The organism is Citrobacter sedlakii NBRC 105722, assembly GCF_000759835.1.
In the GTDB taxonomy this organism is placed as follows: Bacteria; Pseudomonadota; Gammaproteobacteria; order Enterobacterales; family Enterobacteriaceae; genus Citrobacter_A; species Citrobacter_A sedlakii.
The window spans coordinates 168011-190020 of sequence record NZ_BBNB01000008.1 but is presented as its reverse complement, the minus strand read 5'-3'; the positions used below and the strand labels follow the sequence as shown (position 1 = coordinate 190020).

Annotated in this window: 24 protein-coding genes; 10 read left to right on the top strand and 14 right to left on the bottom strand. The window is 56.7% G+C overall.

The window, feature by feature from the left end:
* Positions 1 to 73 precede the first annotated feature (73 nt).
* From tnaA to sitA, 6 genes are all read right to left on the bottom strand, one after another.
* On the bottom strand, positions 74 to 1489 hold the full coding sequence (tnaA, locus tag CSE01S_RS12115) for a tryptophanase (protein ID WP_042288670.1): 1416 nt from the start codon (positions 1487 to 1489) through the stop codon (positions 74 to 76).
* 257 nt (positions 1490 to 1746) lie between these two features.
* Positions 1747 to 1824, bottom strand: a complete 78-nt coding sequence (gene tnaC / locus CSE01S_RS23520; protein ID WP_072014995.1) for a tryptophanase leader peptide — start codon at positions 1822 to 1824, stop codon at positions 1747 to 1749.
* Positions 1825 to 1986: 162 nt separating this feature from the next.
* On the bottom strand, positions 1987 to 2835 hold the full coding sequence (gene sitD, locus CSE01S_RS12110; RefSeq protein ID WP_042288667.1) for an iron/manganese ABC transporter permease subunit SitD: 849 nt from the start codon (positions 2833 to 2835) through the stop codon (positions 1987 to 1989).
* A complete protein-coding gene (sitC, locus tag CSE01S_RS12105) occupies positions 2826 to 3683 on the bottom strand; it encodes an iron/manganese ABC transporter permease subunit SitC (protein ID WP_042289053.1) in 858 nt (285 codons plus the stop codon). Before sitC ends, sitD begins: the two co-directional genes overlap by 10 nt.
* Entirely contained in the window at positions 3683 to 4498 is an 816-nt protein-coding gene (gene sitB / locus CSE01S_RS12100) for an iron/manganese ABC transporter ATP-binding protein SitB (protein ID WP_042288665.1), read from the bottom strand. The genes sitC and sitB overlap by 1 nt, the downstream gene beginning before the upstream one ends.
* On the bottom strand, positions 4495 to 5412 hold the full coding sequence (gene sitA, locus CSE01S_RS12095; protein WP_042288663.1) for an iron/manganese ABC transporter substrate-binding protein SitA: 918 nt from the start codon (positions 5410 to 5412) through the stop codon (positions 4495 to 4497). Before sitA ends, sitB begins: the two co-directional genes overlap by 4 nt.
* A 203-nt stretch (positions 5413 to 5615) precedes the next feature.
* On the opposite strand from sitA, the gene CSE01S_RS12090 reads away from it, so the two are divergent.
* Positions 5616 to 5975 carry a nitrous oxide-stimulated promoter family protein gene (locus CSE01S_RS12090; protein ID WP_042288659.1) on the top strand — a complete coding sequence of 120 codons (360 nt, stop codon included), beginning with the start codon at positions 5616 to 5618 and terminating at the stop codon, positions 5973 to 5975.
* Between the two features lie 47 nt (positions 5976 to 6022).
* Here the strand turns inward: CSE01S_RS12090 and flhA are convergent, their stop codons facing one another.
* The 6 genes from flhA to hypA all read right to left on the bottom strand — a co-directional run bounded on the left by flhA (position 6023) and on the right by hypA (position 11931).
* A complete protein-coding gene (gene flhA / locus CSE01S_RS12085) occupies positions 6023 to 8101 on the bottom strand; it encodes a formate hydrogenlyase transcriptional activator FlhA (protein WP_042288657.1) in 2079 nt (692 codons plus the stop codon).
* Positions 8102 to 8245: 144 nt separating this feature from the next.
* Positions 8246 to 9256 (bottom strand): hydrogenase maturation carbamoyl dehydratase HypE, encoded by a 1011-nt coding sequence (gene hypE, locus CSE01S_RS12080; RefSeq protein WP_042288653.1) that lies wholly within the window; start codon positions 9254 to 9256, stop codon positions 8246 to 8248.
* Positions 9253 to 10374, bottom strand: coding sequence for a hydrogenase formation protein HypD (hypD, locus tag CSE01S_RS12075; RefSeq protein WP_042288651.1), 1122 nt, complete (start codon positions 10372 to 10374; stop codon positions 9253 to 9255). The genes hypE and hypD overlap by 4 nt, the downstream gene beginning before the upstream one ends.
* Positions 10374 to 10646, bottom strand: coding sequence for a hydrogenase 3 maturation protein HypC (gene hypC / locus CSE01S_RS12070; protein WP_042288645.1), 273 nt, complete (start codon positions 10644 to 10646; stop codon positions 10374 to 10376). Before hypC ends, hypD begins: the two co-directional genes overlap by 1 nt.
* Positions 10637 to 11509, bottom strand: coding sequence for a hydrogenase nickel incorporation protein HypB (gene hypB, locus CSE01S_RS12065; RefSeq protein WP_042288643.1), 873 nt, complete (start codon positions 11507 to 11509; stop codon positions 10637 to 10639). The genes hypC and hypB overlap by 10 nt, the downstream gene beginning before the upstream one ends.
* Before the next feature lie 65 nt (positions 11510 to 11574).
* Positions 11575 to 11931 carry a hydrogenase maturation nickel metallochaperone HypA gene (hypA, locus tag CSE01S_RS12060; protein ID WP_042288638.1) on the bottom strand — a complete coding sequence of 119 codons (357 nt, stop codon included), beginning with the start codon at positions 11929 to 11931 and terminating at the stop codon, positions 11575 to 11577.
* Positions 11932 to 12141: 210 nt separating this feature from the next.
* Between hypA and hycA the strand changes: the two genes are divergently transcribed.
* The 9 genes from hycA (at position 12142) to hycI (ending at position 20026) form a co-directional block, all read left to right on the top strand.
* Complete coding sequence (gene hycA / locus CSE01S_RS12055; protein ID WP_042288635.1) at positions 12142 to 12603, top strand: formate hydrogenlyase regulator HycA; 462 nt, start codon at positions 12142 to 12144, stop codon at positions 12601 to 12603.
* A 146-nt stretch (positions 12604 to 12749) separates the two neighbouring features.
* Complete coding sequence (gene hycB, locus CSE01S_RS12050) at positions 12750 to 13361, top strand: formate hydrogenlyase subunit HycB (protein WP_042288631.1); 612 nt, start codon at positions 12750 to 12752, stop codon at positions 13359 to 13361.
* Positions 13358 to 15184, top strand: coding sequence for a formate hydrogenlyase subunit 3 (gene hycC / locus CSE01S_RS12045; RefSeq protein WP_042288628.1), 1827 nt, complete (start codon positions 13358 to 13360; stop codon positions 15182 to 15184). Before hycB ends, hycC begins: the two co-directional genes overlap by 4 nt.
* A gap of 2 nt (positions 15185 to 15186) precedes the next feature.
* Positions 15187 to 16110, top strand: coding sequence for a respiratory chain complex I subunit 1 family protein (locus CSE01S_RS12040; RefSeq protein WP_042288625.1), 924 nt, complete (start codon positions 15187 to 15189; stop codon positions 16108 to 16110).
* Between the two features lie 17 nt (positions 16111 to 16127).
* On the top strand, positions 16128 to 17837 hold the full coding sequence (gene hycE, locus CSE01S_RS12035) for a formate hydrogenlyase subunit HycE (RefSeq protein WP_042288622.1): 1710 nt from the start codon (positions 16128 to 16130) through the stop codon (positions 17835 to 17837).
* 9 nt (positions 17838 to 17846) lie between these two features.
* A complete protein-coding gene (gene hycF / locus CSE01S_RS12030) occupies positions 17847 to 18389 on the top strand; it encodes a formate hydrogenlyase subunit HycF (RefSeq protein ID WP_042288620.1) in 543 nt (180 codons plus the stop codon).
* Positions 18389 to 19156: a formate hydrogenlyase subunit HycG gene (hycG, locus tag CSE01S_RS12025; RefSeq protein ID WP_042288616.1), complete on the top strand. Its 768-nt coding sequence runs from the start codon at positions 18389 to 18391 to the stop codon at positions 19154 to 19156. The genes hycF and hycG overlap by 1 nt, the downstream gene beginning before the upstream one ends.
* Positions 19153 to 19563, top strand: coding sequence for a formate hydrogenlyase maturation HycH family protein (locus tag CSE01S_RS12020; RefSeq protein WP_042288612.1), 411 nt, complete (start codon positions 19153 to 19155; stop codon positions 19561 to 19563). Before hycG ends, CSE01S_RS12020 begins: the two co-directional genes overlap by 4 nt.
* Positions 19556 to 20026: a hydrogenase maturation peptidase HycI gene (hycI, locus tag CSE01S_RS12015; protein WP_042288610.1), complete on the top strand. Its 471-nt coding sequence runs from the start codon at positions 19556 to 19558 to the stop codon at positions 20024 to 20026. The genes CSE01S_RS12020 and hycI overlap by 8 nt, the downstream gene beginning before the upstream one ends.
* Positions 20027 to 20176: 150 nt before the next feature.
* Here hycI and CSE01S_RS12010 read toward each other — a convergent pair whose 3' ends face one another.
* Positions 20177 to 20416: a SymE family type I addiction module toxin gene (locus CSE01S_RS12010; RefSeq protein WP_042288608.1), complete on the bottom strand. Its 240-nt coding sequence runs from the start codon at positions 20414 to 20416 to the stop codon at positions 20177 to 20179.
* A 161-nt stretch (positions 20417 to 20577) separates the two neighbouring features.
* Positions 20578 to 22002, bottom strand: coding sequence for a 6-phospho-beta-glucosidase (locus tag CSE01S_RS12005; RefSeq protein ID WP_042288604.1), 1425 nt, complete (start codon positions 22000 to 22002; stop codon positions 20578 to 20580).
* Positions 22003 to 22010: the final 8 nt, after the last annotated feature.

The following is a 22010-nucleotide window of genomic DNA, read 5'->3' as shown; positions in this document are numbered from 1 at the left end:
AATAACAATAATGCCAGGCTTGAATTCGCCAGCGGCGTTATCAAGGCGATAACGCCGCTGGCGTCAGGGTTAATTACACTTCCGCGAGTCGCGCGGTAAAGTGACGTAAGACTTTTGGCTCGTAGGTGAAGGTTAACCCTTTAATATTATGGGCATTCTCTTTGACGTGTCCGAAGGCTTCAATAATAAAGTCCATATGCGTTTGGGTGTACGTCGCGCGGGGGATGGTTAAGCGCAGCAGCTCGGCCGGACACGGTAGCTGCTTGCCGGTTTTCGGATCGCGGCCAAGCAGGAATGACCCAATCTCGACGGCGCGAATGCCCGCGACTTTATACAGTTCGCAGGCCAACGCCTGGGCCGGGAACTGCTCAGCAGGAATATGCGGCAGCAGCTTACCGGCGTCGACGAATGCCGCATGCCCGCCCGCTTGCTGACAGGTCACGCCGATGGCTTCCAGGCCGTCTACCAGGTACTGAACCTGCGCGATGCGGTAGGATAGCCAGTCCTGGTTCATCCCATCGTAGAGGCCCGCGGCCAGACGCTCCATTGCGCCGCCTTCCAGCCCGCCGTATGTCGGGAAGCCTTCCTGCACCACGCAAATCGTCCTGCATTCGGTATACACATCGAGGAAACTGTCGTCTTTAATGCACAGCAGCCCGCCCATTGGCACCATGGCATCCTTCTTCGCTGACATGGCGAGCATATCCGCATACTTATAGGTCTCGCGGGTGATCTCTTCAATGGTCCAGTCCTGATAACCCGGCTCTCGTTGCTGAATAAACCAGGCGTTTTCCGCAAAGCGCGCCGAGTCCATTACCACCGGAATATCGTACTTCTTCGCGATAGCGTACATCGCTTTCAGGTTCGCGAGCGAAACCGGCTGGCCACCCGCCGAGTTACAGGTAATGGTCGCCACGATATAAGGGACATTATTCGGGCCGACGGTTTCAATTTCATGCTCCAGACTCTGCAGATCAAAATCACCCTTAAAGTCATTGCGAACGGCAGTATCAAACGCTTCCTTAATGTAGACGTTGCGAACGGTACAGCCGTTAATCTGGCTATGACCCTGGGTGGTGTCGAAGAAATAGTTGGAGAAAGCCACCATTTTGCTGCGATCGAGGCCTTTTTCCTGCTCGCGTTTTTTGATTAGCACCGGAATGTAGATTTGTTCAGCGCCGCGCCCCTGGTGCGTTGGAATGGTGTACTGATAACCAAAAATATCGTTCACCGCTTTGCATAACGCATAATAGCTTCGGCTGCCGCTGTAAGCTTCATCGCCGCGCATCATTGCCGCCTGCATATTTTGCGTGACGGCGCCGGTGCCGCTGTCAGTCAGCAGATCAATAAAGACATCTTCGCTATCCAGCAGGAAGGGGTTCATCCCGGCGTTAATAATCGCATTGTCACGATGCTCCCGGGTGGTGCGTTTTACCGGTTCAATAACGCGAATACGAAAAGGTTCTGGCAGATGTTTAAAGTTATTCATGATGTCATCCTTTAATCTTTATTTTGGGCGCGCGATTCCCGGGGTTATTCATGAAATATGAAAACCACTTTTCTGACGCAATACGAATTCGTCTTTATGATTAACCGTAGATCGTCGAAACGACTGACCTTCGCCAATTTATCAGGGCGAGTCAAAACCGCTGCGGTGAAACAGAAATCATAAAAACAAGTATGGGATATCAGTTACTGGCTAAATAAATAGCCTGCAATGATATTGCGGTGGAGGCGTATGTGGCGTTAAGGACGGTGATTGACAATAACGGTGTCAATATTAAACCATTTGGACATTTTATAAGATGTGGTCAGGATGTTCATAATGTACGTTCTCCATTAGTCACGAATATACATTATGTTATTTTCTCTTTTTGTCTAATCTTTGTGCATTCAATTGTGAATTTGGTCACGAACGATGTCATTCAACGATTTTATCAGCGTAAAAGAGGAGCGCTACGTCGCGATCCTCTTTATGCCACGAAATCAGACGGGCTGGCGGCTCCGCATTTCAGATCGCCGATCGCGAAGGGATGAATAAATAAACGCGACGATAAAAATCACCGTAAACAGCACAACAATCGTTGGCGCAGGGGCGCTGTCTAAGAAAAAGGATAAATAGACCCCGAGAAACGCGCTGATCGTCGACAGCAACACCGCCAGCAACAGCGCGTGGCCAAAACGGCGGGTGAGCAGAATGGCAATCGCGCCAGGGGCGATCAGCAGAGAAATCGACAAAATAATGCCGACCGATTTTAACGTCGCGACAATGGTCAGGGCGATCATGCACAGCAGACCGTAATGCAGCAGCGTGGTGTTCAGCCCACAGGCTTTCGCCTGATGGGGATCGAAAGCGTGCAGCAGCAAATCTTTCCATTTTACGCCGATAATCAGCGCGATCCCCAGGGCAATAAGCGCGGTTTGCAGAATATCGACCAGCGATACCCCAAGCATGTCGCCGAACAGAATATGGTCCAGATGCACTTCAGACTGAATTGACACGTACAGCACCAGCCCTGCGCCAAACATACCAGAGAATACGATCCCCATGATGGTATCGCGTTTAATGCGGCTGTTATCGTCGAGAAAGCCCGTGGCGACAGCGCAAAACAGCCCGGCGATAAACGCGCCGATAGCCAGCGGAATACCGACGATATACGCCAGCACAATACCCGGAAACACCGCGTGACTCATGGCATCACCCATGAGCGCCCAGCCTTTCAGCACCAGAAAGACCGACAGCAGCGCGCAGGGAATAGCGACAATGACGGAAACGGCAAGGGCGTTCAGCATAAAGTCGAACTGAAAAGGCTCAAGCAGTGTGCTTAAGAACATGACGGCTCCTTAAGGCGTGCGCGACGTCGGTTAGCGAGCAGTCCGTGCTTCGGCGCAAATATAAACGTCAGCAAAAACAGTAATGTTTGCAGGACCACGATAATTCCTCCGGTGGCGCCGTCCAGCCAGTAGCTGAGCCAGGCGCCGAAGAAGCTGGTCAGGCTACCAATGGCGACAGCGAGAGTCAGTAAACGCGGAAAGCGGTCGGTTAACAGCCAGGCCGTTGCGCCGGGCGTGACCACAAGGCAGATCACCAGAAAGGCTCCAACGGTTTGCAGGGCGGCAACGGTCGACACCGACAGCAGGGTAAAAAACAGCAGCTTCAGACGACCCGGGTTCAGGCCAATTGAACGGGCGTGGTTTTCATCAAAGAAGGTGACCATCAGGTCTTTCCACTTTAACAACAGGATGAGCAAAGAAACCACGCCGATAATTGCTAACTGCAGAATGTCTTCCGGCGCGATAGCCAGCACGTTACCGAGGATTATCGTCTGAATATTCACCGACATCGGGTTTAGTGACACCATAAACAGTCCGATGCCAAAAAATGAGGAAAAAATCAGACCGATAATGGCGTCCTCTTTTAACCGGGAGCGCTGATTAAGAAACAACATACTGCCCGCCGCCAGGCCGCCGGAAAGAAACGCGCCGACAGAGAAGGGAAGACCCAGCATAAACGCCCCGGCGACGCCGGGCACGATCGAATGCGACAGCGCATCGCCAATCAGCGACCAACCCTTGAGCATCAAATAGCAGGAGAGAAATGCGCACAGGCCGCCGACCATCGCCGAGACCCACATTGCATTGAGCATGTACTGATAGCCAAACGGCTCGGTCAGCCAGTTCATCATTGACCTCCCTCAACCGTACGGCGGGCGATAAACGGGCGTTCATCATCAGTAATGATATGTTCTTCGCCGCCGCTGAGCGCGACGTGTCGCAAAACGCCGCTGAACGCCAGTTCCAGGTTTTCGGCGGTAAAGGTGGTATCGGTAGGGCCGCTAGCCAGCACCGTGCCTTTGATCATCACGGTGTAATCGCAAAACTCGGTTACCGAGCCGAGATTATGCGTCGATACCAGCATGGTGCGCCCCTCGTCGCGCAGTTCACGCAACAGCGCAATAATGCGGGCTTCGGTTTTAACGTCCACACCGGTGAAAGGTTCATCCAGCAGGATCACCTGACCCTCCTGGGCGATCGCTCTGGCAAGAAATACGCGTTTTTTTTGCCCGCCGGACAGTTCACCAATCTGGCGGTGGCGGTATGCCAGCATATCTACCCGTGCCAGCGCCGCGTCGACGCGCGCATGATCTTCCGCGCTCGCTCGGCGCAGCCAGCCCATGTGACCGTAGCGTCCCATCATCACCACATCTTCCACCAGCACCGGAAAAGACCAGTCCACTTCTTCGGACTGCGGCACATAAGCGATCAGATTGTGCTTCAGCGCCTTGCTCACCGGCTGTTGCAGAATGGCGATATTCCCTGCAGCCAGCCGGACAAAGCCCATTAGCGCCTTAAACAGCGTCGATTTTCCCGAGCCGTTCACCCCGACCAGCGCGGCGATGGAGCCGCCCGGCACCTGAAACGTGGCATCCCGCAGCGCGGTGTGACCGTTGCGATACGTCACCGTCAGCTGATTCACGGTAATCGCAGATGGACTCATGGTTGGCTCCTCAGACCGTCGTTAATCCCTTTGACGATGGTTTCAGTGGTGACGCGCAGCAGCTCGAGATAGGTCGGAACCGGACCGTCTGCCGCGCTCAGGGAGTCGACATACAGCACGCCGCCATAGTGTGCGCCGGATTCCCGCGCCACCTGGCGGGCAGGTTTATCCGGGACGGTGCTTTCACTGAATACCGCAGGGATGTGGTGCGCTTTGATGGCGTCGATCACTTTGCGCACCTGTTTCGGCGTGCCCTGCTGATCGGCGTTGATTGGCCAGAGATAAAGCTCTTTCAGCCCGTTATCGCGCGCAAGGTAAGAGAAAGCCCCTTCGCTGGTGACCAACCAGCGTTTGTCGGCGGGGATCTTCGCCAGTTCGGCCTGTAACGGAGCCAGCGCCTTGCGGATTTCCGCTTTATAGGTCTCGGCGTTTTTCTGGTAAACCGCGGCGTTGTCCGGATCGTATTTCACCAGTGCAGCGCGAATATTATCGACATAGATTAAGGCGTTTTCTGCCGACATCCACGCGTGCGGATTAGGCTTCCCGTTATAGGGACCTTCGCTGATGCCCATTGGCTTCACGCCGTTTGAGACCGTGACTTCTGGTACGCCGTCCAAATGCTGGTAAAAGCGGGCAAACCACAGTTCCAGATTCAGGCCATTAGAGAGGATCAACTGCGCGCCTTGTGCCCGTTTAATGTCGCCAGGCGTGGGTTGATACTCATGAATTTCTGCGCCGGGCTTGGTGATGGAGCTGACGTCTGCCGCATCGCCCGCGACATTTCGCGCCATGTCAGCGATCACCGTGAAGGTGGTAATGACTTTGAATTTCTCTTTTGCATACGCAGGCGACAGCGCAAAAACGGCAAGTGCGCCAGTGAACAGGAGCGATGTTAAACGGGGCAGGTGCGGCATAGTATCCCTCATAATAAAGTGGTTAATTATTCATCGAATATAGCCTTTGCTATGTTATATAGCACAAGGTATAGATAAGATACAGTTAAATGAAAATAATTCTTATTTGACTGACCGGTGAGGAACCTGTCACCTTCGGGGGATAGTGTCGTGAATAGTTAAGTTGTAGAATAAATGCATCTTAATGCCGCGGAGGGCACATCATGACCGGCAAGCGTATTGCTCGTGAAAAATTGACGATTAAAAAGATGATCGCGCTATACGAAAGCCAGTGTCCGCAGGCGTCTGACGAATCAGGGCACTATGACGCGCTGTTCGCCTATGCGCAAAAGCGGCTGGACAGATGCGTGTTTGGCGAGGAAAAACCGGCCTGTAAACAGTGTCCGGTGCACTGTTACCAGCCCGCTAAGCGCGAGGAAATGAAGCAGATCATGCGCTGGGCGGGGCCGAGAATGCTCTGGCGGCATCCGATCCTCACCGTTCAGCATTTGATTGACGATAAACGTCCCGTTCCGGCGCTGCCCGAAAAATTTCAGCGTAAGAAGCGCAGGGAAGAGGGCTGAACGGGTAGGACGAATAAGGCGCATGCGCCTTATTCGTCAATGGCCTCTTACACCAGCGCGTCCTTATCAATCCCCAGTCTTTTCATGCGCGACAGCAGGGTGGTGCGCTTCAGGCCCAGACGCTGGGCTGCGCCTTTCGGCCCCGCAACCACGCCGTTGGTCTCTTTTAATACGCGCATAATCAACTGGTACTCATCCTCGCCGTCCTGCGCCACTTCGGTCGCCACCGGCGGCGTGTGAGGCGTGAGCATTCCCATATCCGGTAGCGAGAGCTGGAGCACGTTGCCTCTGGTGAGCAGTACGGCGCGCTCAATAACGTTTTCCAGTTCACGTACGTTACCCGGCCACTCCATACTGCTAAGCGTACGCAGGGTTTCCGCCGGAATGCTGTCGATATTGCGTCCCAGACGGCGGGCGATCTTGAAGGTAAACGCTTTGACCAGCAGTGGAATATCTTCCGGGCGCTCGCGCAACGGCGGCAACTGGATCGGAAAAACATTCAGCCGGTAGTAAAGGTCGCTGCGAAACTCGCGGTCGAGAACCATTTTTTTCAGATCGCGGTTAGTGGCGGCAATCAGGCGTACATCGGTCTGGATCAGTTTGTTGCTGCCCAGCCGTTCAAATTCCTGCTCCTGTAACACGCGCAACAGTTTCGGCTGCAACTCCAGCGGCATATCGCCCACTTCATCCAGAAACAGGGAACTTTTATCCGCCAGCTCAAAACGGCCTATCCGCTGCGCGCTGGCGCCGGTAAACGCCCCGCGCTCATGACCGAACAGATCGCTTTCCAGCAGTCCGGCGGGCATTGCCGCGCAGTTCATTTTCACCATCCGGCGTGCGTTGCGGCCGCTCAGGTTATGAATCGCCCGGGCAATCAACTCCTTCCCGGTGCCGGTTTCACCGAGGATCAGCACCGTACTGTCGCTTTGCGCGACCATCTCTACCTGCTTCAGTACGCTGTACATTGCCTCGCTGCGACCGATGATCTCGCCGAACTCACTGTCGACGTTGTTGAGCTGTTCGGTCAGCGCCAGGTTCTCGTCCACCAGACGTTCTTTCAGACGGTGGATTTCCTGATACGCCCGCGCGTTATCAACAGCGATCGCCACACGTTCGGCAATCTGGCGCAGCAGCTTCAGGTTGGCGGTGGTAAACACTTTTTCTTCGCACTGCGCCAGTTTCAGCACCCCGACCATGCTATTGCCTGACATCAGCGGCAACAGGCACAGCGTCTGGATCTGATTACCCCAGGTTTCAAACAGCATCCGTTCATATGGCGCCAGCGCATCCCGTTCATTGAGGTTGATAAGCAGCATCTCTTTGCTTTTAAACACCCGTTCGGTCAGGGTACCGGCTTCATCGACTTCGCTCTGTTCGTGCGCGGGATGATTCTGATCGAGATAATGCGTGGAATAGATATTGAGTTTGTTTTTCCGGTGGCTGCGCAGAACGATGCTGATGTCGTCAATGTTGAAATAATGATGGATCTCTTTGGCGACTTCGCTCACCAGTTCGTCCATATCCAGACGCGAGAGCACAGCGTTGGTGATGGCGACCAGAATACGGAAGTTATCGCGCTCCCGGCACAGAAGTTCGTAATCGACGTTATTGGTTACCCGGCACTGGATCTGCTCTGCCACCACGCCGACGATCTGGGTGAAGGTTTGCAGGCGCTGGTACTCCTTTTCGCTCCAGGAACTTTCTTCACGGCGGGTAAACTCGCAGCCGCCGAAAATGCGTCCTTCCGCCGCCAGCGGCAGCAGGCAGTAATGCCCGAAGGGCTCATACAGACCGCCGGATGCCAGTTGCGGCCAGGTCTCGCTGAACTCGGTATAGTGACAGTGCAGGGCGTCAGGACGGGAGAGGATCCGACGAATCGGCCCGTGAGCCAGCACCGTCTCATCCTCATAAGCGACGGGTTTACCCTGTTCGCGCGTGGCGTAATACGATGCGCGCTGCGTTTCGGCTTGCCACAACACTATCGCCGCGCTGTCGGCAAGCGTAGAGCGCTTTACCAACTGCGAAAGCGCCTCACTCAGCGATTGCAGGTCGGGCTGCTGTAATAATGTACGAGTGATATCGAACAATCCTTGCTGCCCGAGATCGCTCATCGGTGTATACGACATGTTGCTTTTCCAGGAAAGTACCGCTGCGCGGTGAGAAAAGTGAGTTAAATTATAGGTATTCTTTTGCGTTTATTGCGGGCCACTGGGTCGACCCGCTTGTACTGACCGGACAAGCATTTAGCGTCATCCGGCAACATAACGAACTTAACAGATCCGCGGCAGCGGCTCGGCGTGCGGGAGATCGAGCGTTCGCTTCACGCCGTACAGACCCGCCAGCCGCACGCCTTTGCGCTCGACCACGTCACCAATCAGCGCGGCGTCGCGCCCCAGCGGATGCGCATGCAGCGCCGCCAACACCGCTTCTGCCGCATCACGTTCCACGGCAATCACCAGTTTGCCTTCGTTGGCAAAGTTGAGCGCGTCCAGCCCCAGCAGCTCGCATACTCCCCGAACGGCAGGCTTTACGGGAAGAGCGGATTCGGACAGCTCAATGCCATAACCGCAGGCGGCGGCAAATTCATGGACCACCGCGTTGACACCGCCGCGGGTGGCGTCGCGCAGCGCCTTCACGCCCGGAATATCCCGCAGGGCCTGAATCAGCGGCGTCAGCACCGCGCAGTCGCTGACCAGTTCGCCGTCCAGCCCGAGCTGTTCGCGCAGGTTGAGGATAGTGGCGCCGTGGTCGCCAAGGGTGCCGCTGACCAGCAGCACATCGCCCGCAGACAGGGTTTGCGCGCCCCAGTGGATGCTGGCAGGAATCGCCCCCATTCCGGCGGTGTTGATAAACAGCTTGTCCGCCGCGCCGCGCTGCACGACTTTGGTGTCGCCGGTGACGATGGCGATATTTGCTTCGCGCGCGGTCGCCGCCATGCTGCTCACCACGGCTTTCAACGTCTCCATCGGCAGACCTTCTTCAAGGATAAAGCCGCAGGAGAGATAGCGCGGAACAGCGCCGCTGACCGCCACGTCGTTGGCGGTGCCGCAGATCGCCAGCTTGCCGATATTGCCGCCGGGGAAAAACAGCGGGTCAATAACGTAGCTGTCGGTCGAAAAGGCCAGCCGATCGCCTTCGGCCACCAGTTGCGCCAGTTCCAGCCGCGCCTGGTCTTCCTGCTCGGCGAGCCACGGGTTGGCGAAGGCCTCCATAAACAGGCTGTTAATCAGCTGCTGCATGGCCTGTCCGCCGCTACCGTGGGCGAGTTGTACGCTGTTCATGCTTCACACTCCTGCTGACGATACTGATACCAGGCGGCACATGCGCCTTCTGAAGACACCATCAACGCGCCAAATGCGCTTTCCGGGTTACAGGTTTTGCCAAACAACGGACACTGATGCGGCTTACATTTGCCGGTCAGCACTTCGCCACAGCGCGCGCGCGGGTCGTCGTAAACCTGCTGCGGCGCTGGACGGAAGTGGGTTTCAGCATCAAAACGCTGATAATCAGGCGTCAAATGCACGCCGGACGATTCAATCACCCCCAGACCGCGCCACTCGCTGTCGCCGGTCACGCAAAACACCTCGGCGATCGCCTGCTGCGCCAGCAGATTTCCGGCGTCGGGCACCACGCGGCGGTACTGGTTTTCCACCTGGCTGTGGGCCGCTATTTTCTGCTCAACCAGCATCACTACGCCTTGCAGTAGATCAAGCGGTTCGAATCCGGCGACCACCAGCGGACGATCGAACTCACGTGCTATGAAATCATAGGCGTTGGTGCCAATCACCATGCTGACGTGGCCCGGCGCGAGGAACGCGTCGATGCCGTTGTCGGGCTGCTCAAGCAGGCTGCGCAGCGTCGGAATGAGGGTGATGTGCTGGCAGAAAAAGTAAAAGTTCTGCACATCGCGCTGTTTCGCCTGCTGTAAGGTAATGGCCGTGGTTGGCATGGTGGTTTCAAACCCCAGACCGAAGAACACCACTTTGCGCGTCGGGTTTTCCTGCGCCAGTTTAAGGGCATCCATCGGCGAATAAACGATGCGCACATCCGCGCCGCGGGCTTTCGCCTGTAACAGCGATCCCTGTTTGCCGGGTACGCGCATGGCGTCGCCAAAGGTACAAAAAATCACCTCCGGGTGGCTGGCGATTTCAACGCAGCTGTCGATGCGCCCCATGGGCAGTACGCAGACCGGGCAGCCCGGGCCGTGAATGAATTCCACGTTATCCGGCAGCAACTGGTCGAGACCAAACTTAAAGATTGCGTGGGTATGACCGCCGCAGACTTCCATAATGCGCAGCGGACGTTCAGGGGTGTAAGGCAGCAGCGCGGCGCGTTCGCGCAGGTGCTCAATCAACTGCATCACCTGTTCCGGCGCGCGGTATTCGTCAACAAAACGCATTATTTTTCCTCGCCGTACAGCAAAGCGCCGACGTCCGGCTCTACATCAAACATGTTTTGTAGCGCGTCGAGGGTGTCGCGCGCTTCGGCTTCGTTGATGACGCTCATCGCGAAACCAACGTGCACCAGTACCCATTGACCGAGACGCGGCGCGCCGTTTTCGTCATGGCTGCCGACCAGCGTCAGGTCGACGTCGCGCTGGATGCCGCAGACGTCGACTTTGGCCTGGTTACCGTCTATGGCGCGGATTTGGCCGGGAACGCCTATGCACATCGCTGTGCCTCCAGCCAGTTGAGCCATTTCTCCATCCCTTCGCCGCTGGTGGCGGAAATGAGGATGATCTCGATGTCCGGGTTGACTTCCCGGGCGCTGGCCATGCATTTCTCTACGTCAAAATTGAGGTACGGTAGCAGATCGACTTTGTTAAGCAGCATTAACGAGGCGGCGGCAAACATGTGCGGGTATTTCAGCGGTTTGTCTTCACCTTCGGTAACGGAAAGCACCGCGACCTTGTGGCGTTCGCCGAGATCGAAGCTGGCCGGACAGACAAGGTTGCCGACGTTTTCGATAAACAGGATGCCGTTATCGTCAAGCGGTAAGCGTGGCGCGGCGTCGGCAATCATCTGTGCGTCGAGATGGCAGCCTTTGCCAGTGTTGACCTGAATCGCTGGCGTGCCGGTCGCGCGAATGCGCGCGGCATCGTTGACCGTTTGCTGGTCGCCCTCAATGACCGCGCAGGGAACCCGGTCTTTCAGCTTCATCAGCGTTTCGGTGAGCAGGGTGGTTTTACCGGAACCAGGGCTGGAGACGAGGTTGAGCACCAGGTGTTGACGGGCGGCGAAGCGGGCGCGGTTGCGCTCGGCCAGACGGTTATTTTTATCCAGCACGTCGATTTCTACTTCCAGCATGCGGCGCTGGCTCATGCCCGGCGCGTGGGTGCCGGCTTCGCCGTGTCCGTAATGCAGATCGCCTTCTTCGCTCTGGCTCGGGGTGAAGGCAGACGTTTTAATACCGGTAATATTCAGCGCCGGGCGGGCTGCCGGGGCAAAAGGCGCGCTACGAAACGCCGAATGCGGGTTATGCTCATCACCCTCTATATAAAGGTTGCCTTCAGCGCAACCGCACGTTGTACACATTGCTCACTCCTGGTCTCTTTCTTGTTACAGGCTTTCTGCCGGATAAGGCGCAACCGCCGCCCGGCTTAATCTTCTGTTCCATCAATTTCAATTCGCCGAATCTGTAATCCGTCGTCTGCCACGATGCGTAGCGTATCGCTGTTGCATTGCGGACAACGGCGTACGCGGTGGGTCAGTAACGTGACGTATTCCTGACAGCACTCGCACCAGCATTCGGCTTCTTGCTGTTCGAGGTGCAGTTTACAACCTTCCGCAACAGTGCCACGGCATACCAGATCAAAACAAAAGGAGAGAGCGCTGCTTTCAACGCAAGAAAATGCGCCAATTTTGAGCCAGACCCCAGTTATGCGTTTTGCGCCATGCGCAGCGGCCTGCTGTTCGATCAATTCCAGCGCCCGCTGGCAAAGGGTGATTTCGTGCATGTTGCCTCCCGATGTGTTGGCCAGGGTTAAGCAATAAGCGTGCCAGCATGATTATTGTTAAGGCTCGCTGATGACGACGATGACGAAATGACATGTCATTCGCGCGACGAAAGCGATGTGTAAATTTTAAAAATTATTAAAAACAAATAGTTAAAAAGTGGCATGGAATATGCTTATGGCTGGCTATCTCAGTTAAACGGGTAACCTGTCATGACTATTTGGGAAATAAGCGAAAAAGCCGACTACATCGCGCAGCGGCATCGTCGCCTACAGGACCAGTGGCATATTTACTGCAATTCGTTGGTCCAGGGGATCACCCTGTCAAAAGCGCGGCTGCATCATGCGATGAGCTGCGCGCCGGATAAAGACCTGTGCTTCGTCCTGTTCGAACACTTTCGCATCTACGTGACGATGGCGGAGGGCTTTAACAGCCACACCATTGAATACTACGTCGAAACGAAAGACGGTGAAGATAAACAGTTGATTGCGCAAGCCCAGCTCAGCATTGAAGGCAGTGTGGACGGTCGGATCAGCAACCGCGACCGCGAGCAGGTGCTGGAACACTATCTCGACAAAATCGCCAGCGTTTATGACCGTCTGTATGCCGCCGTCGAGAGCGGTTCGCCGATCAATCTGAGCCAACTGGCGGCGGGTGAAAGCCCGGCAGCGTAAGACCGGGACACGACCCGTTTGACATCGTGACGTCGCCGTACGTGTCGTCACGGGAATTTTTAGGGACAGGTGTGTCGATAAGTGTCGAAAGTGACATTTCATCGCCATCTTTTCGTCAAAAATGACTATCACCTGAGGAATGCCTGGTGAATCGTTTTGTAATTGCTGACTCCACGCTCTGTATCGGCTGCCACACCTGTGAAGCCGCCTGTTCAGAGACGCATCGCCAGCACGGCCTGCAGTCTATGCCGCGCCTGAAAGTGATGCTTAACGAAAAAGAATCTGCGCCGCAGCTGTGCCACCATTGTGAAGACGCGCCCTGCGCCACCGTGTGTCCGGTTAACGCCATTAACCGGGTGGATGGCGCCGTACAGCTTAATGAAAGCCTGTGCGTCAGCTGCAAACTGTGCGGCATCGCCTGCCCGTTTGGCGCCATTGAATTTTCCGGCAGCCGACTGCTGCACATTCCGGCGAACGCCAATACACCAAAAGCGCCGCCCGCGCCACCCGCGCCGGCTCGCGTCAGCACGCTGCTGGACTGGGTGCCTGGCGTACGGGCTATCGCGGTGAAGTGCGATCTGTGCAGCTTCGACGAACAAGGCCCGGCCTGCGTGCGGATGTGTCCGACCAAAGCCCTGCATCTGGTAAATAACATGGATATCGCCCGCGCCAGCAAACGTAAGCGTGAGCTGACCTTTAACACCGATTTCGGCGATCTCACCTTGTTTCAGCAGGCTCAGAGTGGGGATGCAAAATGAGCGCAATTTCATTAGTCACCAGCGGCGTGGCCTGGTTCGCCGCCGCCGCGGTTCTGGCATTTCTGTTTTCGTTTCATAAAGCGCTGAGCGGCTGGATCGCCGGGGTTGGCGGCGCGGTTGGCAGCCTGTGTGCGGCTGGCGCGGGTTTTACGGTGCTCATCAGCGCAACCGCCGTCAGCGGCCTTATGCCGGCGATCGGTCATAGCGTACAAATTACCCCGCTGAATGCGATCTGGCTGATCACCCTCGGACTGTGCGGACTGTTCGTCAGCCTCTATAACATCGACTGGCATCGTCACCCGCAGGTTAACGCTAACGGCCTGTTGGTGAACCTGCTGATGGCGGCGGCAGTTTGCGCGGTGGTGGCCAGTAACCTCGGCACACTGGTGGTGATGGCGGAAATTATGGCGCTCTGCGCTGTGTTCCTGACCGGATGCACTAAAGAGGGCAAGCTGTGGTTTGCGCTGGGGCGTCTCGGTACGCTGCTGCTGGCGATCGCCTGCTGGCTGGTGTGGCAGCGCTACGGCACGCTGGAACTGCGTCTGCTGGACGTGCGCACCCAGACACTACCGCTGGGCTCGGATATCTGGCTGCTTGGCGTCGTCGGCTTTGGCCTGCTGGCAGGGATTATTCCGTTGCACGGCTGGGTGCCGCAGGCGCACGCAAACGCCAGCGCGCCAGCCGCGGCGCTGTTCTCTGGCGTGGTCATGAAGGTCGGACTGCTGGGCATCCTGTCGCTGTCGCTGATTGGCGGCAACGCGCCGCTGTGGTGGGGCGTTACGCTGCTGGTGCTTGGGATGATCACTGCTTTTGTCGGTGGCCTGTATGCGCTGATGGAACATAACATCCAGCGTCTGCTGGCTTACCACACGCTGGAAAACATCGGCATTATCCTGCTCGGTCTTGGCGCGGGCGTCACCGGCATTGCACTGAATCAACCGGCGTTAATTGCGCTGGGGCTGACCGGCGGGCTGTATCACCTGGTCAACCACAGCCTGTTTAAAAGCGTACTGTTTTTGGGGGCTGGCAGCATCTGGTTCCGTACCGGTCACCGCGACATTGAAAAGCTGGGCGGCATCGGTAAGCGTATGCCCGTCATTTCTGTCGCGATGCTGGTGGGGTTGATGGCGATGGCCGCGCTGCCGCCGCTGAACGGCTTCGCAGGTGAGTGGGTGATCTATCAATCCTTCTTCAAACTGGGTAACAGCGGGGCCTTTGTGGGGCGCCTGCTGGGGCCGCTGCTGGCGGTTGGCCTGGCGATTACCGGCGCGCTGGCGGTGATGTGTATGGCGAAAGTGTTTGGCGTCGCCTTCCTTGGCGCACCGCGCACTAAAGAAGCGGAAAACGCCTGCTGTGCGCCGATCCTGATGGGCGTAAGCGTGGTGGCGCTGGCGATTTGCTGCGTGCTGGGCGGCGTCGCCGCGCCGTGGCTGCTGCCGATGATCGCCACAGCCGTTCCGCTACCGCTGGAAACGGCGAACACCACGGTGTCACAACCCATGATCGCACTGCTGCTGATCGCCTGTCCGCTGCTGCCGTTCATCATCATGGCAATGTTTAAGGGCAACCGTCTGCCGTCACGTTCGCGCGGTGCGGCGTGGGTCTGCGGTTACGATCATGAGCAGTCGATGGTCATTACCGCGCACGGCTTTGCCATGCCGGTGAAGGAGGCTTTCGCGCCCGTCCTCCAACTGCGCAAATGGCTGAATCCGGTTTCGCTGGTGCCGGGCTGGCAGAACGCGGCGGCGCCGTTGCTGTTCCGTCGCCTGGCGCTGATTGAACTGGCGGTACTGGTGGTGATTGTGGTTTCACGAGGAGCCTGAGAATGAGTGTCTTATATCCGTTAATTCAGGCGCTGGTGTTATTTGCCGCTGCGCCGCTGTTGTCCGGCGTGACCCGCGTGGCGCGCGCCCGTCTGCACAATCGCCGCGGGCCGGGCGTTCTGCAGGAGTACCGCGACATTATCAAACTGCTCGGTCGACAAAGCATCGCCCCTGCCGATTCCGGCTGGGTGTTTCGTCTGACGCCGTTTGTGATGGTTGGCGTGATGCTGACTATCGCCACCGCGCTGCCGGTGGTGACCGTCGGTTCGCCGCTGCCGCAACTGGGCGATCTGATCACCCTGATTTACCTGTTCGCCATCGCCCGTTTCTTTTTCGCCATCGCCGGTCTGGATACCGGCAGTCCGTTCACCGCCATCGGTGCCAGCCGTGAAGCGATGCTCGGCGTGCTGGTGGAACCGATTCTGTTGCTGGGGCTGTGGGTCGCTGCGCAGGTGGCGGGTTCCACCCACATCAGCAATATCACCGACACGATTTACCACTGGCCTGCGGCCCGCAGTATCCCGCTGATCCTTGCGCTGTGCGCCTGCGCGTTCGCCACCTTTATCGAGATGGGCAAACTGCCGTTTGACCTGGCGGAAGCGGAGCAGGAGCTGCAGGAAGGCCCGCTGACGGAATATAGCGGTAGCGGCTTTGCGGTACTGAAATGGGGCATCAGCCTCAAGCAACTGGTGGTGTTGCAGATGTTCGTCGGCGTGTTCCTGCCGTGGGGGCAAATGGAAACGTTCAGCATGGGCGGTCTGCTGCTGGCGCTGGTGATTGCCGTCGCCAAGTTGTTCATCGGCGTGCTGGCGATCGCCCTGTTCGAAAACAGCATGGCGCGTTTGCGTTTTTGCGCCACTTCCCGCGTGACCTGGGCCGGTTTTGGGTTTGCGTTTTTAGCGTTCGTCTCCTTGCTGGTGGCGTGATTGAAGAGAGTTTGAGCATGTCTGAAGAAAAATTAGGTCAACACTACCTTGCGGCGCTGCACCAGGCTTTTCCTGGCGTGGTGCTGGACGAAGCCTGGCAGACCCGAGATCAGCTCACCCTTACCGTGAAGGTGAATTACCTGCCGGAAGTGGTTGAGTTTCTCTACTATAAACAGGGCGGCTGGCTCTCGGTCTTATTCGGTAATGACGAACGCCAGCTGTGCGGGCATTACGCGGTTTACTACGTGCTGTCGATGGAGCAGGGCCAGAAGTGCTGGATCACTGTGCGTGTGGAAGTGGACCCGAACAAACCGGAATATCCGTCTGTTACGCCGCGCGTGCCCGCTGCCGTCTGGGGCGAGCGCGAAGTGCGCGATATGTACGGGCTGATCCCGGTCGGTCTGCCGGATGAGCGCCGTCTGGTGCTGCCGGACGACTGGCCGGACGAACTCTACCCACTGCGTAAAGACAGTATGGACTATCGCCAGCGCCCCGCGCCGACGACCGACGCTGAAACCTACGAGTTTATCAACGAGTTGGGCGACAAGAAAAACAACGTGGTGCCGATCGGCCCACTGCATGTCACCTCTGACGAGCCGGGACACTTCCGCCTGTTCGTCGATGGCGAAAACATTATCGACGCCGACTACCGTCTGTTCTACGTCCACCGTGGGATGGAAAAGCTGGCGGAAACCCGCATGGGTTACAACGAGGTGACTTTCCTTTCGGATCGCGTGTGCGGTATCTGCGGTTTCGCTCACAGCACCGCCTACACCACTTCCGTTGAAAACGCGATGGGCATTCAGGTGCCGGAACGCGCGCAGATGATCCGCGCCATTCTGCTGGAGGTGGAGCGTCTGCACTCCCATCTTCTGAACCTCGGTCTGGCCTGTCACTTCACCGGGTTTGACTCCGGCTTTATGCAGTTTTTCCGCGTGCGTGAAACCTCCATGAAAATGGCGGAGATCCTCACTGGCGCGCGTAAAACTTACGGTCTTAATCTGATCGGCGGAATTCGTCGTGACCTGCTGAAGGACGACATGATCCAGACCCGTCAACTGGCCCAGCAGATGCGTCGCGACGTACAGGAACTGGTGGATATGCTGCTCAGCACGCCCAACATGGAGCAGCGCACCGTGGGTATCGGTCGTCTTGACCCGGAAATTGCCCGCGACTTCAGCAACGTCGGTCCGATGGTGCGCGCCAGCGGTCATGCCCGTGATACCCGCGCCGATCACCCGTTCGTTGGTTACGGTCTGCTGCCGATGGAAGTCCACAGTGAGCAAGGCTGCGACGTGATTTCTCGTCTGAAAGTGCGTATTAACGAGGTTTACACTTCGTTGAACATGATCGACTTCGGTCTGGACAACCTGCCGGGCGGCCCGCTGATGGTGGAAGGGTTCACCTACATTCCGCACCGCTTCGCGCTGGGCTTCTCGGAAGCGCCACGTGGGGATGATATCCACTGGAGCATGACCGGCGACAACCAGAAGTTGTACCGCTGGCGCTGCCGTGCGGCAACCTACGCCAACTGGCCGACCCTGCGTTACATGCTGCGCGGCAACACCGTTTCCGACGCGCCGCTGATTATCGGTAGCCTCGATCCTTGCTACTCCTGTACCGACCGCATGACCGTGGTTGATGTGCGCAAGAAGAAAAGCAAGGTCGTGCCGTACAAAGAACTTGAGCGCTACAGCATTGAGCGTAAAAACTCGCCGCTGAAATAAGGAGTCGCCATGTTTACCTTTATCAAAAAAGTGATTAAAACCGGCGCGCCGACGTCGTCTTATCCGCTGGAGCCGATTGCGGTTGATAAAAATTTCCGCGGCAAACCGGAGCACAACCCGCAGCAGTGCATTGGCTGCGCGGCCTGTGTTAACGCCTGTCCGTCGAATGCGCTGACCGTTGAAACCGATCTGGCCGCTAATGAACTGGCCTGGCAGTTCAATCTCGGACGCTGCATTTTCTGCGGGCGCTGTGAAGAAGTCTGCCCGACGGCGGCGATCCGGCTTTCTCAGGAATATGAACTGGCGGTGTGGAAAAAAGAGGATTTCCTGCAGCAGTCTCGCTTTGCGCTGTGCAACTGCCGCGTATGCAACCGTCCTTTCGCGGTGCAAAAGGAGATCGACTACGCCATCGCCCTGCTGAAGCATAACGGCGACAGCCGTGCGGAGCATCACCGTGAAAGTTTTGAGACCTGCCCGGACTGCAAGCGTCAGAAATGCTTGGTGCCGTCCGACCGTATTGAACTGACTCGCCATATGAAAGAGGCCAGCTGATGAGCACATTATTAGGCCCACGCGACGCCAACGGCATTCCGGTGCCGATGACGGTGGATGAATCCATCGCCAGCATGAAGGCGTCGTTACTGAAAAACATCAAGCGTTCGGCTTACGTTTACCGCGTGGACTGTGGCGGCTGTAACGGCTGCGAAATAGAAATTTTCGCCACCCTGTCACCGTTGTTTGACGCCGAACGCTTCGGCATCAAGGTAGTTCCGTCGCCGCGCCATGCGGACATACTGCTGTTTACCGGCGCGGTGACCCGCGCGATGCGTTCTCCAGCGCTGCGCGCATGGCAGTCCGCGCCGGACCCGAAGATTTGCATCTCTTATGGCGCTTGCGGCAACAGCGGCGGGATTTTCCACGACCTGTACTGCGTCTGGGGCGGTACCGATAAAATCGTGCCGGTCGATGTCTACATTCCGGGTTGTCCTCCCACCCCTGCGGCAACGCTGTACGGTTTTGCGATGGCGCTGGGGCTGCTGGAGCAAAAAATCCATGCGCGCGCGCCGGGGGAATGTGACGAACAGGCGGCGGAAATTTTGCATCCTGACATGGTGCAGCCGCTGCGTGTGAAGGTGGATCGCGCGGCGCGCCGACTGGCGGGTTACCGTTATGGGCGACAGATCGCCGACGATTATCTCAACCAGTTAGGTAAAGGAGAGCATCAGGTGGCGCGCTGGCTGGAGGCGGAAAACGATCCGCGCCTGACCGAGATCGTTACCCATCTGAACCAGGTTGTTGAGGAGGCTCGCATCCGATGAGTGAAACGGTGGTGTTCAGTCAACTGAGCCGTAAGTTTATTGATGAGAACGATGCAACGCCCGCCGAGGCGCAGCAGGTTGTCTATTACAGCCTGGCGATTGGTCACCACCTGGGGGTCATCGACTGCCTGGAGGCGGCGTTGACCTGCCCATGGGATGCGTATCTTGCATGGATTGCCACGCTGGAAGCAGGCAGCGAAGCTCGGCGGAAAATGGAAGGGGTGCCGAAGTACGGCGAGATCGTGATCGATTTTAATCATGTGCAAATGCTGGCGCGGGCGTTTGACAATGCGCTCGCGCGGCAAACTCCGCAGCAGCAGGCGTGGAGTAAACAAATGCTCGGCATGTTGCATGATATTCACCAGGAAAGCGCCATTTATCTGATGGTGAGGAGGCTGCGTGACTGATGTTTTATTGTGCGTCGGTAACAGTATGATGGGCGACGATGGCGCGGGTCCGCTGCTGGCGGAGAAATGCGCCGCCCAGCCACAGGGAGGTTGGGTCGTGATTGACGGCGGTAGCGCGCCAGAAAACGACATCGTGGCGATCCGCGAGCTGCGACCGGATCGGCTGCTGATCGTCGACGCGACCGATATGGGACTGAATCCCGGAGAGATCCGCGTTATCGATCCTGATGACATCGCCGAAATGTTCATGATGACCACCCACAATATGCCGCTGAACTATCTCATCGACCAGCTCAGAGACGATGTCGGCGAAGTGATATTCTTAGGCATTCAGCCGGATATCGTCGGTTTTTATTATCCGATGACCCAGCCGATCAAGGATGCGGTGGAAACCGTCTATCAACGCCTTGCCGGATGGGAAGGGCAGGGCGGTTTCGCTCAGCTTGAGACGCAGGAGGCGTGATTTCAGGCGACTGAAACCGCGAAAGCACATTGCCGGATAGCGCTGTCAGCGCCTTATCCGGCAAACGGTTCTCCATCAATTCAGTGCGTCAGGCGGATAAGCGAAACATCATCAGGCTTCTGTGGTTGTCTCCGCGCTATGCCGTGCTCTTTACTCTTTCGCCTGCTCAATAATCAGTTTTCCGTGCATTACCGCCACATTAACGATCGTTCCGGTGGGAAACCCCGCCTGTTCCAGCCAGTCTCCGTTGATGGTCAACGATGCGTGCCGACTGTAGCGCCGCGTATTACCGGTTTTACGATCTTCATGCCGCTTGCGGACATAGCTGACCTTTAGGCGACGAAACGGTTTACTGATTGCGGCATTATGCGTGTCAGTTTCAAACGTCATAAACGATTCCTTGTTACCACGGTGGATGTGATTACTGTATAAAATGCCAGTAAAAATGCGTCGGGGCAAACCTGAAACTGGAAGGCGGATTCCGTAATTTAAATGCAAGAGATGTAACGAAAGGGAAGGAACTGCCGGATAAGGGTCATCCGGCAATCTGGTTACGCCAGGTCTTCGCCGTTGCTGGCAATCACTTTTTTGTACCACCAGAACGACTTTTTACGGGTTCGTTCGAGGGTGCCGTTTCCGGCGTCGTCGCGCTCGACGTAGACAAAACCGTAGCGCTTGCTCATCTCACCGGTCGACGCAGACACCAGGTCAATGCAGCCCCAGGTGGTGTAGCCCATCAGCGGTACGCCATCCTCAATGGCGTCGGCCATGGCGCGGATATGTTCACGCAGGTAGCTGATACGGTAATCGTCGTTAATTTCACCGTTCACACCGATTTCATCTTTGGCGCCGAGGCCGTTTTCCACCAGGAATAGCGGCTTCTGATATCGGTCATACATCATGTTCATGGTGATGCGCAGACCGAGCGGGTCGATGCCCCATCCCCAGTCACTGACCTGAAGATAGGGGTTGCGTAGCGATTTAACCACGTTAGCCGCACGGGTGTTTTGCGTGTTCATCTCCGCCGACGCACAACGCGAGGCGTAGTAGCTGAACGACACGAAATCGACGGTATTTTTCAGGATCGCATCATCTTCCGGCGCTTTCTCAATCACCACGCCTTTCTCGCGAAACACGCGAGCGGAATAAGCCGGGTAGGCGCCGCGCGCCTGTACGTCGATAAAGAACAGGTTTTCGCGGTCTTTCTCCAGCGCCATCCATACGTCTTCCGGTTTGCAAGAGTAAGGATAAAAATTACCGCCCGCCAGCATACAGCCCACCTGGTTCTGCGGGTTAATGTCATGGGCGATTTGGGTCGCCAGCGCGCTGGCGATCAGCTCATGATGGGCGGCCTGATATTTCACCTGATCCGGATTCTCGCCTTCTTCAAACACCAGACCGGCCCCCGAAAAGGGACTGTGCAGCATGATGTTAATTTCATTGAAGGTCAGCCAGTATTTCACCAGACCGTCAAACGCTTCAAAGCAGGTGCGCGCGTAGCGGGTGAAGAAGTCCACCATTTTGCGGTTGCGCCACGAGCCGTATTGCGTGACCAAATGCATCGGCACGTCGAAGTGGCAGAGAGTGACCAGCGGTTCGATACCGTACTTTTTACATTCGGCAAAAACGGCGCGGTAAAAGGCAATTCCCTCTGCGTTGGGCGTCAGTTCGTCGCCGTTCGGGTAAATGCGGCTCCAGGCGATCGAGGTGCGAAAAACGGTGAAGCCCATTTCCGCCATGAGCGCAATATCCTCTTTGTAGCGATGGTAAAAGTCGATCGCCTCATGGCTTGGGTAAAACTCGTCATTCCGCAGTTCGAAACGCTTTTCCAGACCCAGCTTAACCGGCATGCGATGCTCGCCGTGCGGGATCATATCCACGGTGGCCAGCCCTTTGCCGCCTTCGCGATACGCCCCTTCAGACTGGTTAGCGGCGAGCGCGCCGCCCCATAAGAATCCTTGCGGAAATACAGACATAGTAAACC